At 61.5% G+C, this 13,528-nt stretch carries 12 protein-coding genes; 4 read left to right on the top strand and 8 right to left on the bottom strand.

Annotation, left to right across the window (positions count from 1 at the left end; translation table 11 throughout):
- Nucleotides 1–95: 95 nt before the first annotated feature.
- Nucleotides 96–1,082 carry a polysaccharide deacetylase gene (locus tag HX898_RS15090; protein WP_180195004.1) on the top strand — a complete coding sequence of 329 codons (987 nt, stop codon included), beginning with the start codon at nucleotides 96–98 and terminating at the stop codon, nucleotides 1,080–1,082.
- Nucleotides 1,083–1,291: 209 nt separating this feature from the next.
- On the opposite strand, the gene sbmA is transcribed toward HX898_RS15090, so the two are convergent.
- Together sbmA and HX898_RS15100 are read right to left on the bottom strand one after the other, a co-directional pair.
- Nucleotides 1,292–2,557 carry a peptide antibiotic transporter SbmA gene (sbmA, locus tag HX898_RS15095; RefSeq protein WP_180195005.1) on the bottom strand — a complete coding sequence of 422 codons (1,266 nt, stop codon included), beginning with the start codon at nucleotides 2,555–2,557 and terminating at the stop codon, nucleotides 1,292–1,294.
- 124 nt (nucleotides 2,558–2,681) lie between these two features.
- Nucleotides 2,682–3,866: a YbfB/YjiJ family MFS transporter gene (locus HX898_RS15100; RefSeq protein ID WP_180195006.1), complete on the bottom strand. Its 1,185-nt coding sequence runs from the start codon at nucleotides 3,864–3,866 to the stop codon at nucleotides 2,682–2,684.
- 166 nt (nucleotides 3,867–4,032) lie between these two features.
- Here HX898_RS15100 and HX898_RS15105 point away from each other — a divergent pair, with 166 nt between their 5' ends.
- Nucleotides 4,033–4,608, top strand: coding sequence for a PadR family transcriptional regulator (locus HX898_RS15105; RefSeq protein WP_180195007.1), 576 nt, complete (start codon nucleotides 4,033–4,035; stop codon nucleotides 4,606–4,608).
- A gap of 267 nt (nucleotides 4,609–4,875) precedes the next feature.
- Here the strand turns inward: HX898_RS15105 and map are convergent, their stop codons facing one another.
- The 6 genes from map to glpK all read right to left on the bottom strand — a co-directional run bounded on the left by map (nucleotide 4,876) and on the right by glpK (nucleotide 11,070).
- On the bottom strand, nucleotides 4,876–5,634 hold the full coding sequence (gene map, locus HX898_RS15110) for a type I methionyl aminopeptidase (protein WP_128402039.1): 759 nt from the start codon (nucleotides 5,632–5,634) through the stop codon (nucleotides 4,876–4,878).
- 259 nt (nucleotides 5,635–5,893) lie between these two features.
- Entirely contained in the window at nucleotides 5,894–6,955 is a 1,062-nt protein-coding gene (locus tag HX898_RS15115) for an LLM class flavin-dependent oxidoreductase (RefSeq protein WP_064652287.1), read from the bottom strand.
- 248 nt (nucleotides 6,956–7,203) lie between these two features.
- Nucleotides 7,204–7,671, bottom strand: a complete 468-nt coding sequence (locus HX898_RS15120) for an SRPBCC family protein (RefSeq protein ID WP_180195008.1) — start codon at nucleotides 7,669–7,671, stop codon at nucleotides 7,204–7,206.
- A gap of 100 nt (nucleotides 7,672–7,771) precedes the next feature.
- The gene (locus HX898_RS15125) at nucleotides 7,772–9,031 is read right to left on the bottom strand and encodes an RNA polymerase sigma factor (protein ID WP_180195009.1); all 1,260 of its coding nucleotides are present in this window, start codon (nucleotides 9,029–9,031) and stop codon (nucleotides 7,772–7,774) included.
- Complete coding sequence (locus tag HX898_RS15130; RefSeq protein WP_003561490.1) at nucleotides 9,028–9,402, bottom strand: YciI family protein; 375 nt, start codon at nucleotides 9,400–9,402, stop codon at nucleotides 9,028–9,030. The genes HX898_RS15125 and HX898_RS15130 overlap by 4 nt, the downstream gene beginning before the upstream one ends.
- A 174-nt stretch (nucleotides 9,403–9,576) precedes the next feature.
- Nucleotides 9,577–11,070 (bottom strand): glycerol kinase GlpK, encoded by a 1,494-nt coding sequence (gene glpK, locus HX898_RS15135; protein ID WP_180195010.1) that lies wholly within the window; start codon nucleotides 11,068–11,070, stop codon nucleotides 9,577–9,579.
- A gap of 156 nt (nucleotides 11,071–11,226) precedes the next feature.
- On the opposite strand from glpK, the gene HX898_RS15140 reads away from it, so the two are divergent.
- Both HX898_RS15140 and xdhA read left to right on the top strand, forming a co-directional pair.
- Nucleotides 11,227–12,003 carry a 3-hydroxybutyrate dehydrogenase gene (locus tag HX898_RS15140; protein WP_180195011.1) on the top strand — a complete coding sequence of 259 codons (777 nt, stop codon included), beginning with the start codon at nucleotides 11,227–11,229 and terminating at the stop codon, nucleotides 12,001–12,003.
- A gap of 27 nt (nucleotides 12,004–12,030) precedes the next feature.
- Nucleotides 12,031–13,497, top strand: coding sequence for a xanthine dehydrogenase small subunit (gene xdhA / locus HX898_RS15145; protein WP_180195012.1), 1,467 nt, complete (start codon nucleotides 12,031–12,033; stop codon nucleotides 13,495–13,497).
- The last annotated feature ends 31 nt before the right edge of the window (nucleotides 13,498–13,528 follow it).

Here is a 13,528-nt window from a genome sequence, read left to right on the forward strand (position 1 = left end):
ATGGCTTACCGGCTGGCGCGAAGAAATGCCAGCGCGACCGCAGCTTCGCCGCAATTCTGTCGGAGGGAAACCCCGAACAAATTGTCGCGGTGCCCATGTCTCGTTCCCTCCTCTCCGCCTGCCTTTCTGTTTCGCTCCTCGCTCCGGCAATTGCCGAGGCGGCCGACCGGCCGAAACAGCTCGTCATCATTTCCTTCGACGGCGCCCACGACAACGCGCTCTGGCTGAAGAGCCGCGAGATGGCGGCGAAAAACGGCGCCCATTTCACCTATTTCCTTTCCTGCACTTTCCTGATGAACGAGGCGGCGAAGAAGGCCTACCAGGCGCCCCACCAGAAACGCGGAAAATCCAATGTCGGCTTCGCCCAGAGCGACGACGAGATCCGCGAACGCCTCGGCAATATCTGGCACGCCCATCTCGAAGGACACGACATATCGAGCCATGCCTGCGGCCATTTCGACGGCCGCCTCTGGAGCGAGGCCGACTGGTCGGCCGAGTACGCCACCTTCCACGCGACGCTTGAGAATGCCTGGAAGAGCGTCGGCCTGCAGGAGCCGGCCGGCTGGCAGGATCTGGTCGATCACGGCATCAAGGGCTTTCGGGCCCCCTATCTCTCGGCAACTGCGGGCACCGACATGATCGCCGCCGAAAAGAAGGCGGGCTTCACCTATGACGCGAGCCTCGTCACAAAGGGCCCGGCCATGCCTGTCGAGGAAGACGGTATCATTCGCTTCGGCCTGCCGCTGATCCCCGAAGGCCCGAACGACAAGCCGATCATCGGCATGGACTACAATCTCTTCGTCCGCCATTCCAAGGGTGAGGAGGATACGGCCGATTCCGCGGAATTCGAGGACCGCGCCTATGCCGCCTTCAAGGAGGCTTTCGACAAGCAATATGCCGGCGCCCGCGTGCCGCTACAGCTCGGCTTCCACTTCGTCGAAATGAACGGCGGCGCCTACTGGCGCGCCCTCGACAGGCTAGTCAGCGACGTCTGCCACCGAACGGATGTGGCCTGTGCCAGCTATTCGGAAGCGATCCCGATGATCGAGGCGCGCGGGAAATTGCAGACTTCAGGCCTCTGAAGAGCCAATTATCTGGACGAACCGACGTGCCGTGCGGCCCCCTCATCCGCCTGCCGGCACCTTCTCCCCGCTGGGAAGAAGAGATTCGTTGCGACGCTGCGAATCCCCCTTCTACCCGGCGGGGAAAAGGTGCCCGATAGGGCGGATGAGGGGGCGCCCCAAGCGCGAACTTTCCGATGGCTCGCAGAATCTCCCATACCCCTCAGCCATCAACCGTCGGCATGAACAACTCCCCCCTCACGCTCCAGGTAGCGCTGATCAATTTCCGGCAGTGGTTCGTCGTCGATTGCCGCCTCGAAGGCCTTGAGTCGTTTGTGGATCGAGAGCAGTTCAATGATCGTCGTCCAGGAGTTGACGAGGTACTGGAACGAATTGCTGACCTGTCCGAAGGCGGTCGAGATCTGCTGGAAGATACCGTAAGTGATCGTGCCCGCCACGATCGTCGGCACCAGCATGAAGACCACGAAGAGCGCGTCGGCCTGGACATAGAAATAACGGGCGACATTGAAATACATGTAGTGGAAATACATGCGGTAATAGTTCCGGCGCACGTTGCCGAAGAGCTCCCTGACTGTCAGCGGCTCAGCCCGTTCCGCATGGTCCTCGCCATAGACCAGTTCCTTGCGATATGCCGCTTCGACGCGCTGGTTGCGAAAATTCAGCCCCGGCAGCTTGACGCCGGCGATCGCCAGCAGGAGCGTCCCGAACGCCGACCAGAACAGCGCCAGCCAAAACAGCGAATTCGCCACCGGCCCGATGAACGGCAGTTCGGTCACGTAATGCGACAGCGCCAGCAGGATCGGAAGGAATACCACGAGCGTCATCACCGAGTTGATGAGGCTGATACCAAGGCCTTCGAGCGTGCTCGAAAAGCGCATCGTATCTTCCTGAACGCGCTGGGAGGCACCTTCGATGTGACGAAGCTTTTCCCACTTCGACATGTAGAAATTGTTCATCGCCGTTCGCCAGCGGAAGATGTAGTGGCTGGTGAAGAAGTCGGTCATGATCGATACGAACATGCTGAGAAACGCGATCTGGCAGAAGACCCACATCAGGCTGTAAAAATTGTCGACGGAAATTCCCGGCTGTTTCGACAATGCGTTCTGCAGAAGGTCACCAAACGGCCGACGCCAGTTGTTGATCACAACGCTGATCTGGACGCCGAAGTAGGTCACGAAGATGATCAACGCCGACCCCCAGATCGACCAAATCTTCCAAGGATGGCGCAGCGCCTTCAGGTGCCATGCACCGCAGAAGATCACCGCCGACAGAAGGAAATAGCTGTAGAACCAGAGGTTCTCCCGCAGCAGGAAGAAGGAGAGATCAATCGGCTGTTGCTCTTCAGAAACCGGCGCAAAACCGAGGGAAGCACCAAGACCAGCGGCGAAGAAATACCAGCCAAAAATTGCTGCCAGCGTCCAGATTGCGAGCGAAGTAAAGAACGCTTTTGGCTGGGGGAAGAAGGAATGAAACACGGGGAGCTTTGCTTTCCTGAACTGTGAGTCTCGGGAGTGTCGTCAACACTGATTGTGCCGGAAACTAAGGCAGTTCCAAGGAAGCAGCAATGGGTTCAGCCGATTGTTACGGAGTTGTAACCGGTTAAGCGATTTTCTTGATCACGGGCATCACCAGCGCTGCGCAGGCGACAAGTGCCACGGCGGCGATCATCGTGGGCACGGTGAAGCTGCCCGTGCGCTCGGCGATCCAGCCGGCGACAACAGGCCCGACGATCTGGCCGACACCGAAGGCGGCCGTCATCATCGCCAGGATCCGCCGCGGACTGTCAGGCGAAAGCTTGCGGCCGATCTGCAGCCCGTAGGCGGTGATTGCCAGGAACGTCGCCCCGAACAGCGCCCCGCCGATCAGCGGTGCAACGGAAGGCGGCAGCGCCACGGTCGCAAGCACGCCGGCGGCCTCGACCAGAAGGGCTGCGACATAGACGCCCCCAAGCCCGAGCGGCTTGACCAGCGGCTTCCAAGCAAACAGCGCCACCGCCGCCGTCAGGCCAGCGATGAACCAGCAGAGGAATTCGACGAAGGGCCCGGTTGCAGAAAGGCGCGCGATGGTGACGAGGAAGGTCGCGGTAATGACGTAGCCAAATCCGAACAGTCCGTAAGACAGCGTCAGCAGCACCATCGGCCTGTTCCAGACCAGCGCCGGCTCCTTGCCCGCCTGCGCCGATTGCGCCGGCGCCGACGGCAGCAGCAGGAAAACGACGACAAGGCTTGCCGCGCAATAGAGCGCCCCGCCGATCCAGTCGGCGCGCCAGCCGCCCGGCCCGTCGTGAAAGCCGAGGCCGATCAGAAACACCATGACCGAGGACAGCGCGATGCCCGCCCCCGGCCCGCCAAAATGCGCCGCCTGCACATGATCGTTGTCGGCAGCAGCCCCGTGGCTGAGCACGATCGACGAGGTGAAGACCATCGCGAAGGCGCTGGCGACGCCGGCTAGGAAGCGGATGACGGCAAAGATCGCGACGGAATCGGTGGCAGCCATGGCGGCAAGCAGGATGGCGGTTGCCAGCAACGACAACAGCGCCACCAGTCGCTCCCGCCCCGCCGCCCAGCCATAAGCGGCAAGCACGGCGCCCACCAGATAACCGACGAAATTCGCCGATGCGATAAAGCCTGCATCCGCTGCCGAAAGCGGCACGCCACTGATCATACCGGGCAGGATCGGCGTGTAGGAGAAGCGCCCGAAGCCCATGGCAGCGGCCATGGCAACGGCGCCGGCAGCGGCGGTGGAGACAAGATTCGGCGGGGAGTGACCGGTGCGCTCGAGCATGCAGCGCTTATCGCGCCGCCGTGCCGGCACCACAATCAAGTAATTCTGATCGATTGATCAATTTCCCAAAACATCAAAAGTTCTAGGCCGCACTTGAAAGGAGTTATCGTACGATATATGTTTTACGACATAGCTAACGATACATATAACGATGAAAGGAAAAATCATGAGAGGTTTTAAAGGCGGCATGTTCGGCGGAGATTTCCGCATGGGCCGCAAATTCGCGGCCGGCGATCTCCAGCTCGTCATCCTGGCTTTACTCGATGAGCAGCCGCGCCACGGTTATGAATTGATAAAGCTGCTGGAGGAGCGTTCCGGCGGCTTCTATGTACCGAGCCCCGGCGTCATCTATCCCGCACTCACCTATCTCGAGGAAACCGGCCTTGCCGAGGTGGAGGCCGAGGGCGCCAAGAAGCTCTACCGCATCACCGAGGCCGGCCGCGGCCGCGTCGAGGAAAACCGCGCCATGATCCTACAAACGTTCGCCAAGCTGGAACGCATCGGCGAGAAGATGGCCCATGTGAAGCGTGTCTTCGAAACCGACCGTCACGGCGCCGACGAAGGCGATGACGGCGACTTCATGCAGGACGGCGGCGATATCCGCGCCGCCCGCATGCTGCTGCGCTCGGCCCTGCGCATGCGCTATCCCTGGTCGAAACCCGAAGCCGCCCGCATCGCCAGCATCCTCGAACGCGCCGCCACCGAAATCCTGCAAGGCGGCAGGCCGGGAACGCGGGGCTGAGGATGAGAGCCGAATGGTGGGGCGAGCGTTCGTGCCAGGAGGCAGGCAAGAAGCGGTGTTGCGGCAGGACCCTTCGAGGCTATGCCCTGCGGGCTTCGCACCTCAGAGTGAGGTGCGTTTGAGGATGCCGCAAAGGTGTGGAGAATGCACGGCTTCTGCTGCAAACGCGTGAAGCCTCCAAGAGAGCCTCACCCTGAGGTGCCCCGCAGGGGCCCCGAAGGGCGAGGCGGGTGCTCCCACCCAGCCGGAATAACTCCGGTTCCAGCCTTACGCCCGCTCATCCGGCAGGGTCAGGACCACCGGCCCGTTACGCGTCGCGACCACCGTGTGTTCATATTGCACGGTCGGCGCCTTTGGATCGGCATAGAGCGTCCAGGCATCGTCGCCGCCTTCGGCCCATGTCGCGCCGAGCGAGAGAAACGGCTCGACCGTGAAGACGAGACCTTCCGTCATCATCCGTTTTTCCGAAGGGTCCGGCCAGGTCGAGAGCTCGGCCGGCTCCTCATGCAGCGAGCGGCCGACGCCATGGCTCGCCAGATTGGCGACCAGCGTATAGCGGTTCTTCTGCGCAAAGGCGCCGACGGCTGTGCCGATCTTTGCCAGCGGCTCGCCCGATTTGACCTGGTTGAGCCCGATCCAAAGCGCCCGCTTGCCGTCGCGGCAGAGCCGCTCGATCTTCGGCTTGACCGGCGGCATCGTGAAGGAGGCGCCGGTATCGGCGAAGAAGCCGTCCTTTTCCGCCGAGACGTCGATATTGATGAGATCGCCGGCGCGGATGACGCGCGGGCCGGGAATGCCGTGGGCGATTTCCTCGTTGATACTGATGCAGGTGGCACCGGGAAACTGGTAGCAGAACTCCGGCGCCGAACGCGCGCCCGAATCCTCGAGCACCTTCCGGCCGATCTGGTCGAGCTCCAGCGTCGTCATGCCGGGCTCCATCGCCGCCGCCATCACCTGAATGGCGTTTGCGCAGATGCGGCCGATCTCCTTGAGCTTTACCAGTTCGTCGTCGTTTGCGATAACCATTCGTCTGTTCCGGCCTTGCGCAGGGCGGCAGCGGCCGCCCTAGAGCATGATGCCGAAAAGTGTGAGCGGTTTTCGGACGACATCATGCTCTAACTATTCAATTTAGAACAGGATTCAAATTTTAGGCCGACCCGGTCTAAAATCATCCTGTTCTAGAGCGCCGCGCCTCCAACAGGAAGCCCTGAGGACACTCTGTCACTTCGAATCTGCGCATACTCCGTTTCGAAAATCGATTCCGATTTTCGGCATTATGCGCTCGTCAAGCCGTGGCTTTCGCCTCTTCGCTGCTATCAGTCAACGCCTTTCTGACGATCGGCGCGACTTTCGTTCCGTAAAGCTCGATGCCACGCATGATCTCGGCATGCGGCATCAGGCCGATCGCCATCTGCAGCAGGAAGCGGTCGTTCTTGAAGAGCGCATGATGGGCGATGATCTTTTCGGCGACCACTTCGGGATCACCGACGAAGAGCGCACCGTTCGGCCCGCGCGACATGTCGAAATGCGCTCGGTTCGTCGGTCCCCAGCCGCGCTCGCGGCCGATGCGGTTCATCACCTCGGCCTGCGGGCCGTAGAACTGGTCGGCCGCCGCCGCCGTCGTGTCGGCGATGAAGCCATGGACATTGATACTGGTCTTCAGCTTCGACTGATCCTGCCCTGCCCGGCGCGCGGCCTCGCGGTAGAGATCGAAGAGCGGCGCAAAACGGCGCGGCTCGCCGCCGATGATCGCCAGCGCCACCGGCAGGCCGAGGGCGCCGGCGCGCGCCACCGACTGCGGCGTACCGCCGACCGCGACCCAGAGCGGCAGCGGATCCTGCAGCGGCCTGGGATAGACGCCGCGCCCGTTGATCGGCGCGCGAAGTTCACCCTTCCACTCCACAACCTCGCTGTCGCGCAGCGCCAGCAGCAGATCGAGCTTCTCCTCGAAAAGCTGGTCGTAGTCTTCGAGATTATAGCCGAACAGCGGGAAGGACTCGATGAACGAGCCGCGCCCCGCCATGATTTCGGCCCGGCCGTTGGAGATCAGATCGAGCGTCGAAAACTGCTGGAAGACCCGCACCGGATCATCGGAAGAGAGCACGGTGACCGCACTGGTCAGCCGGATATTCCTGGTCTTGACGGCAGCCGCCGCCAGCACGACCGCCGGAGCAGACGCCGCATAATCCGGTCGGTGATGCTCGCCGAGGCCGAAGACGTCGAGCCCAACCTGATCGGCAAGCTCGATTTCCTCGATAAGATGCTTCAGCCGCTCGGCCCCTTCCGCGCCCTTGCTGCGGGAGGGGTTGGGATTGACGTCGGCGAATGTGTAAAGCCCCAGTTCCATCATCGGCATCCTGTTGAATTCTCGGCTGAGATAAGGATGCCGGAGATGCAGCGCAAATACAAATTCTGGAACGGAATGTTCGAGAATCGCGATAGCGGTCTTTGGCGATCTGAAAGACCGATCGACGGCCAATTCGAATCTGAATTCAACGACCTCAAAGCATCAGCGGAATCATCTTTCGAACCGCCTCAAACCTTGCTTGAAGTGTTAGGACGACGCAGTCTCGCCGCGCCGCCTCACCGCGCCGCTCATATCTTCGCCAGCAGCTCCGCCAGTTGGTCCGCAGCCTTGCCCCATCCTTCATGGAAACCCATCTTCTCGTGCGCTTCCTTGTCCTCGGCGCGCCAGTGCAGCGCCTTGGCCGTATATTTCGTGCGACCGTTGCCGAGATCTTCGAGCAGGATGATGCCCGTGAAGAAAGGTTTCTCGGAAGGCACCCAGGCGCTGGCATAGGCATCGGTGAAGACGATCTTCTCGTTCTCGACGACATCGAGATAGACGCCACGATTCGGGTATTGATTGCCCTCGGGATCCTGCATCACGACGACGCTGGAACCGCCGGGGCGGACGTCGAGCTTGGCTTCCGCGACACCCCAGGGGCGCGGCACAAACCACTGCTTCAGCAGATCGGGATCGGTCCATGCCTTGTAGATCTTCTCGCGCGGCGCGTCGAATTCGCGAACAAGGACGAGTTCATGTTGTGTGCTGGCGGTCATCTCGACATCTCTCCATTTGAATGAAACCTGTTTCCTGTCAGGTTGTTACAAGGACGTATCGAAGTTCGCCATTCCGACAACGCGCCGGCTTTTTCGCATTTTATTTTGCGATTGGCTGCGTGGCCTCTTCCTGCATCTTGTCGATCTGCCGGCGGATGTGGGCTGCCTCAGCCGCCGAATGGGCCAGTGCAATGGCGCGGTCGAAGGCTTCGCGCGCCTGGCTGGTCAAGCCAAGCTGCTTCAGCAGTCCGCCCCGTAAGCCGTGATAGTAAAAATAGCCGCCGAGTTTTTCGCCAAGCGGATCGATGAGGTCGAGCGCATCCTGCGCACCCTGGAGCTTGGAGACTACCACCGCCCGGTTGAGCGTTATCACCGGCGATGGCTGGAGACGCTCCAGCGCGCGATAGAGCAGATCGATCTCCACCCAGTCGGTATCCTCGGCGCGTTTTGCGCGGGAATGAACAGCGGCGATGGCTGCCTGAATCTGATAAGGAGCGGGCTTGCGGTGGCGCAGCGCCTTGTCGAGCAGCGCCAAAGCCTCGTTGATGAACGGCCGGTTCCAGAGCGACCGGTCCTGATCTTCGAGCAGCACGATCTCGTCTCCGGCATCGAAGCGCGCCGGCCGGCGCGAGATCTGCAGGAGCATGAGCGCAAGCAGCCCCATCAGCTCCGGTTCGGATGGGAAGATATGCAGCATCAAGCGCGCCAGCCGGATCGCTTCGTCGCTGAAGGCAGCCGCCTCATGCCTGGGATCGGCCTGGCTGTAGCCCTCATTGAAGATCAGGTAGATCATCGTGCTGACGATCGAGAGCCGTTCGGCTCTTTCCTGCGGACTCGGCGTTTCGAAAGGCACCCCAGCCTTGGCGACGCGCGCCTTGGCCCGGGTGATGCGCTGTTCCATGGCGCTTTCGGAAACCAGGAAGGCACGCGCGATCTGCGGCACCGAAAGGCCGGAGACGATGCGCAGCGCCAGCGCGATCTGCTGGGTTGCCGGCAGATCGGGATGGCAGCAGATGAACAGCAGCCGCAGAATATCGTCGCGATAATTGGAATCGTCCAGCCGCTCGGCGATATCGCTTTCGGCATCCTCGGTATCGGAGATGACGTCTTCATCAGGCAGAGCCTGGATCTTCGCCCGTTTGCGCACCGCATCGATGCCGCTGTTGCGGCCGACGAAGATGAGCCAGGCTGTGGGATCACGCGGTGGCCCTTTCTCCGGCCATGTCCGGATCGCCCTCAGACACGCTTCCTGAAACGCCTCTTCCGCGGTATCGAGATTGCGGAAATATCGCAGCAGCGCGCCGAGCGCCTTCGGACGGGCCGATGCAAGCGCGAGGTCGATCCAGGCAATGTCTGTCATGATGAAGCATCTCCGGGCCTGAAGACGTAGAAAGGCCGAATTTCGTAAGAAGTGGAACCTGGATTGACGGATGAAAGCTGCTTCGAGAAGGCGATCGCCTCGTCGAGCGTTTCAAAGTCGACGACGTAGAAGCCGAGAAGCGCCTCCTTCGTTTCCGCAAAAGGCCCGTCAATGACCAAGGGCTCGTCCTTGCCCTTGCGCACCGTGGTCGCAGCCGTCGTCGGCATCAGCCGGCCGACGGGGCCGAGTTTGCCGGATGCAGCAAGCGGCTCCTGCACGGCGTAGAGTTTCTCCATGACGGCAGCTTCTTCCTCCTTGGTCCAGGCGAAGACGGTTTCCTCATGGGCGTAACAAAGGATTGCATAAAGCATCGCTCACTCCTCTTCTTGAATGACGAAGGAGTAACCGCTTACCCGACAGGCCGCATCAAAAAATTATTGATGGGAAATTCGTGATCTTCTCGAGCACGGCAACGCCGTGGTTGCAGAAATAGCCGAGTACCTCGCAGAAACGAGCGGAGTTATATCGCGGCTCCATCCGTCCCCTTACCCCTCGCTCAGCGTCCGCTTAACCGCATTCTTCCAACCCTTGAGCTTTGCCGCCCGCACCTTCTCGTCCATCTCGGGCTCAAACCGCCGATCGCGTTTCCAGGTCGCCGAAAAACCGTCCCTGTCCGGCCAAACCCCTGCCCGGCTGCCGGCGAGCCAGGCGGCCCCCAGCGCCGTCGTCTCGAGAATGACCGGACGGTCGACCGGCGCATCGAGCAGATCGGCGAGACGCTGCATCGTCCAATTAGAGGCGACCATGCCGCCGTCGACACGCAGCACCGTGTCGTCGGCGCCGTTCTTCCAGTCCTTCTGCATGGCATCGAGCAGGTCGCGGGTCTGGTAGCAGACGGCCTCCAGCGCCGCCCGGGAGAGTTCGGCGGGACCGCTGTTACGCGTCAACCCGAAGATCGCGCCGCGCGCCTTGGCATCCCAGTGCGGCGCGCCGAGGCCGGTGAAGGCGGGCACGAGATAGACCTCCTGGGTCGGATCGGCGCTTTCGGCAAGGGCGTTGGTCTCCGCCGCGCTGCCGATGATCCCGAGCCCGTCCCGCAGCCATTGCACCGCGGCGCCGGCGATGAAGATCGAACCTTCCAGCGCATAGGTCGTCTCGCCGTTCAGTCGGTAGGCGATGGTGGTCAACAGCCGGTTTTTGGACCGCACCATATCGGCGCCGGTATTGAGCAGCGCGAAACAGCCGGTGCCGTAGGTTGATTTCATCATGCCCGGCGCAAAACACGCCTGACCAATGGTCGCTGCCTGCTGGTCGCCGGCAACGCCGAGGATGGGGATGGCAGCACCGAAGATATCTGAATCGACAGTGCCGAATTCGGCGGCGCAATCCTTGACCTCGGGCAGCATGGCTGCGGGCACGCGGAGAATATCGAGCAGGTCTTCGTCCCAAGCATTCTCGGCGATGTTGTACATCAGAGTGCGCGAGGCGTTGGTGGCGTCGGTGACAAAGCTTTTGCCACCCGTCAGCCGCCAGATCAGGAACGTATCGATCGTGCCGAAGCAGAGATCGCCCCTGGCGGCGCGCGCCCGCGCGCCCTTCACGTTAGCCAGCATCCAGGAGAGCTTGGTGCCGGAAAAATAAGGATCGAGGATGAGGCCGGTCTTCTTCGTGAACAGCCGCTCAAGATCCTGCCTTTTCAGATTGTCGCAATAGCTTGCCGTGCGCCGGTCCTGCCAGACGATGGCATTCTGGATCGGCCGGCCCGTCTCGCGCTCCCAGACGACAACGGTCTCACGCTGGTTGGTGATGCCTAGTGCGGCAAGATCCCTAGCCTCGATCCCGGCGTCGCGAAGCGCCATGTGGACGGTGGAGACGACCGAATCCCAGATTTCCTCGGGATCGTGCTCGACCCAGCCGGAGCGCGGATAGATCTGTGTGAATTCTTTCTGGCCCTTGCCGGCGACATGCATGTCGCCATCGAAGACGATCGCCCGCGTCGACGTCGTTCCCTGATCGATCGCCAGAACATATCCGCTCATGAAAACCTCCCTCAGCATGTCAATTGTCGAAGCAAATCAATAGGACACGGATGCGGGCGAGAAAAGCGAATAAAGCGGAATTGCCAGCCCGCCGGCTTTGGGCATAACTTCGCAGCCAACGCTGCAACGCAGCATCGCGATTTCAGGGAGAACAGCATGAGCAGAACAGTCGTCGTCACCGGTTCCACCAGCGGCATCGGCCTTGCGATCGCCACTGCCTTCGCCGAAACGGGCGACAACATCGTCATCAACGGTTTCGGAAAGGCCGATGAAATCAAGGTGATCGTCGAACGGCTTGAATCATTGTCCAAAGGCCGGGCGCTCTATCATCCGGCCGACATGACCAAGCCCGCCGAGGTCGCCGACCTGATCGAAACCGCAGCCAAGACCTTCGGCGGCGTCGATGTCCTGGTCAACAATGCCGGCATCCAGCACGTCGAGAAGATCGAGGATTTCCCGATCGAGAAATGGGACCAGATCATCGCGATCAATCTGTCGAGTTCCTTTCATACCATGCGCGCCGCGATCCCGCTGATGAAGGCGAAAAAGTACGGCCGCATCATCAACATCGCCTCCGCCCACGGGCTCGTCGCCTCCCCGTTCAAATCCGCCTATGTCGCGGCAAAACATGGTATATTAGGCCTGACGAAGACGGCAGGGCTGGAGCTTGCCGAATTCGGCGTGACCGTGAACGCCATCTGCCCCGGCTACGTGCTGACACCGCTCGTCGAGAAGCAGATACCGGATACCGCCAAGGCCCGCGGCATGACCGAGGAACAGGTAAAGAGCGAGGTCATCCTCAAGGCGCAGCCGACGCATGAATTCGTCAAGGCCGAGGAAATCGGCGCGCTATCGCTCTACCTTGCCAGCGATGCGGCCCGGCAGGTGACCGGAACGCATATCTCGATTGACGGTGGCTGGACGGCGGCTTAACCATTTGGAAAAACAACCGGGAATATCATGAACGACAGCATCCGCTTCATCCTGAATGGCGAGGACATCACGCTCACTGATGTCAGGCCAACCGAGACGCTTCTCGATTTTCTGCGGTTGAAGCGACGCCTGACGGGCACCAAGGAAGGATGCGCGGAGGGCGATTGCGGCGCCTGCACCGTGCTCGTCGGCCGGCTGGCGGACGGCAAGCTCGCCTATGAATCCGTCAATGCCTGCATCCGTTTCATGGGCTCGCTGCACGCCACCCATGTGGTGACCGTCGAGCATCTGGCCGGCAGGGACGGCGCGCTGCATCCGGTGCAGCAGGCATTGGTCGATTGTCATGGCTCGCAATGCGGCTTCTGTACCCCGGGCTTCGTCATGTCACTTTATGGTCTCTGGCTCGCCAAGGAAAAGCCGAGCCGCCAGGAAATCGAAAAGGCGCTGCAAGGCAATCTCTGTCGCTGCACGGGCTATGAGCCGATCGTCAAGGCCGCCGAGCAGGTGAGCCTGATGCGGCCGAGCACGCTCTTCGACCCGCTGGAACGGACGCGCTCTGAAATCGTTGCGCGGCTTTGGGCAATGCAGGCGAGCGGCACGATCAGGATTGCCAATGGCGAAGACCGGCTGATCGTGCCGGCTTCGATGCAGGCACTGGCCGAAGTCCTCTCGCAGGAACCCGACGCAATTATCGTCGCCGGCGCGACCGATGTCGGCCTCTGGGTGACGAAGCAGCTGCGCAGGCTAAGCCCGGTCGTCTTCATCAATCATTTGAGCGAATTGCAGTCGGTCACGGAAGGCGAGGACGGCGTCACCATCGGCGCCGGCGTCAGCTACACCAAGGCCTTCGAAGCAATCTCCGAGAAAATCCCGGCGCTCGGCCGGTTGATCGATCGCGTCGGCGGCGAGCAGGTGCGCAACATGGGCACGATCGGCGGCAACATCGCCAATGGCTCGCCGATCGGCGACAGCCCGCCGCCGCTGATCGCGCTCGGCGCGACGCTGACGCTGCGGTCTCTGCAAGGCCAGCGCAGAATGCCTCTCGAGGATTTCTTCATCGCCTATGGCAAGCAGGACCGGAAACCCGGCGAATTCGTCGAAAGCGTCTTCGTACCCTATCCGGCAGCAATGAGCCGCTTTGCCGCCTACAAGATCACCAAGCGCCGCGACGAGGACATCACTGCCGTGCTCGGCGCCTTCCTGCTGACGCTCGACGAGGCCGAGATGATCTCCGACATCCGCATCGCCTTCGGCGGCATGGCGGCAACGCCGAAACGCGCCCGCACGGTGGAGGCGGCGCTGATCGGCAAACCATGGACGGAAGCGACGATCGACGCAGCCCGCCCCGCATTCGACGCCGATTACCAACCGCTGACCGACTGGCGCGCTTCGGCGGAATACCGCCAGCTGACGGCGAAGAACCTGTTGACGCGGTTCTATCTGGAAACGGTGGGAGCGCCGGCGGAGCTGAAGCGGTTTGAGGAGGTGGCGTGATGAAGATGATACATGTCAGCGCAAAGCACCC

Source organism: Rhizobium sp. WYCCWR 11128 (assembly GCF_013416305.1).
Taxonomy (GTDB): domain Bacteria; phylum Pseudomonadota; class Alphaproteobacteria; order Rhizobiales; family Rhizobiaceae; genus Rhizobium; species Rhizobium indicum.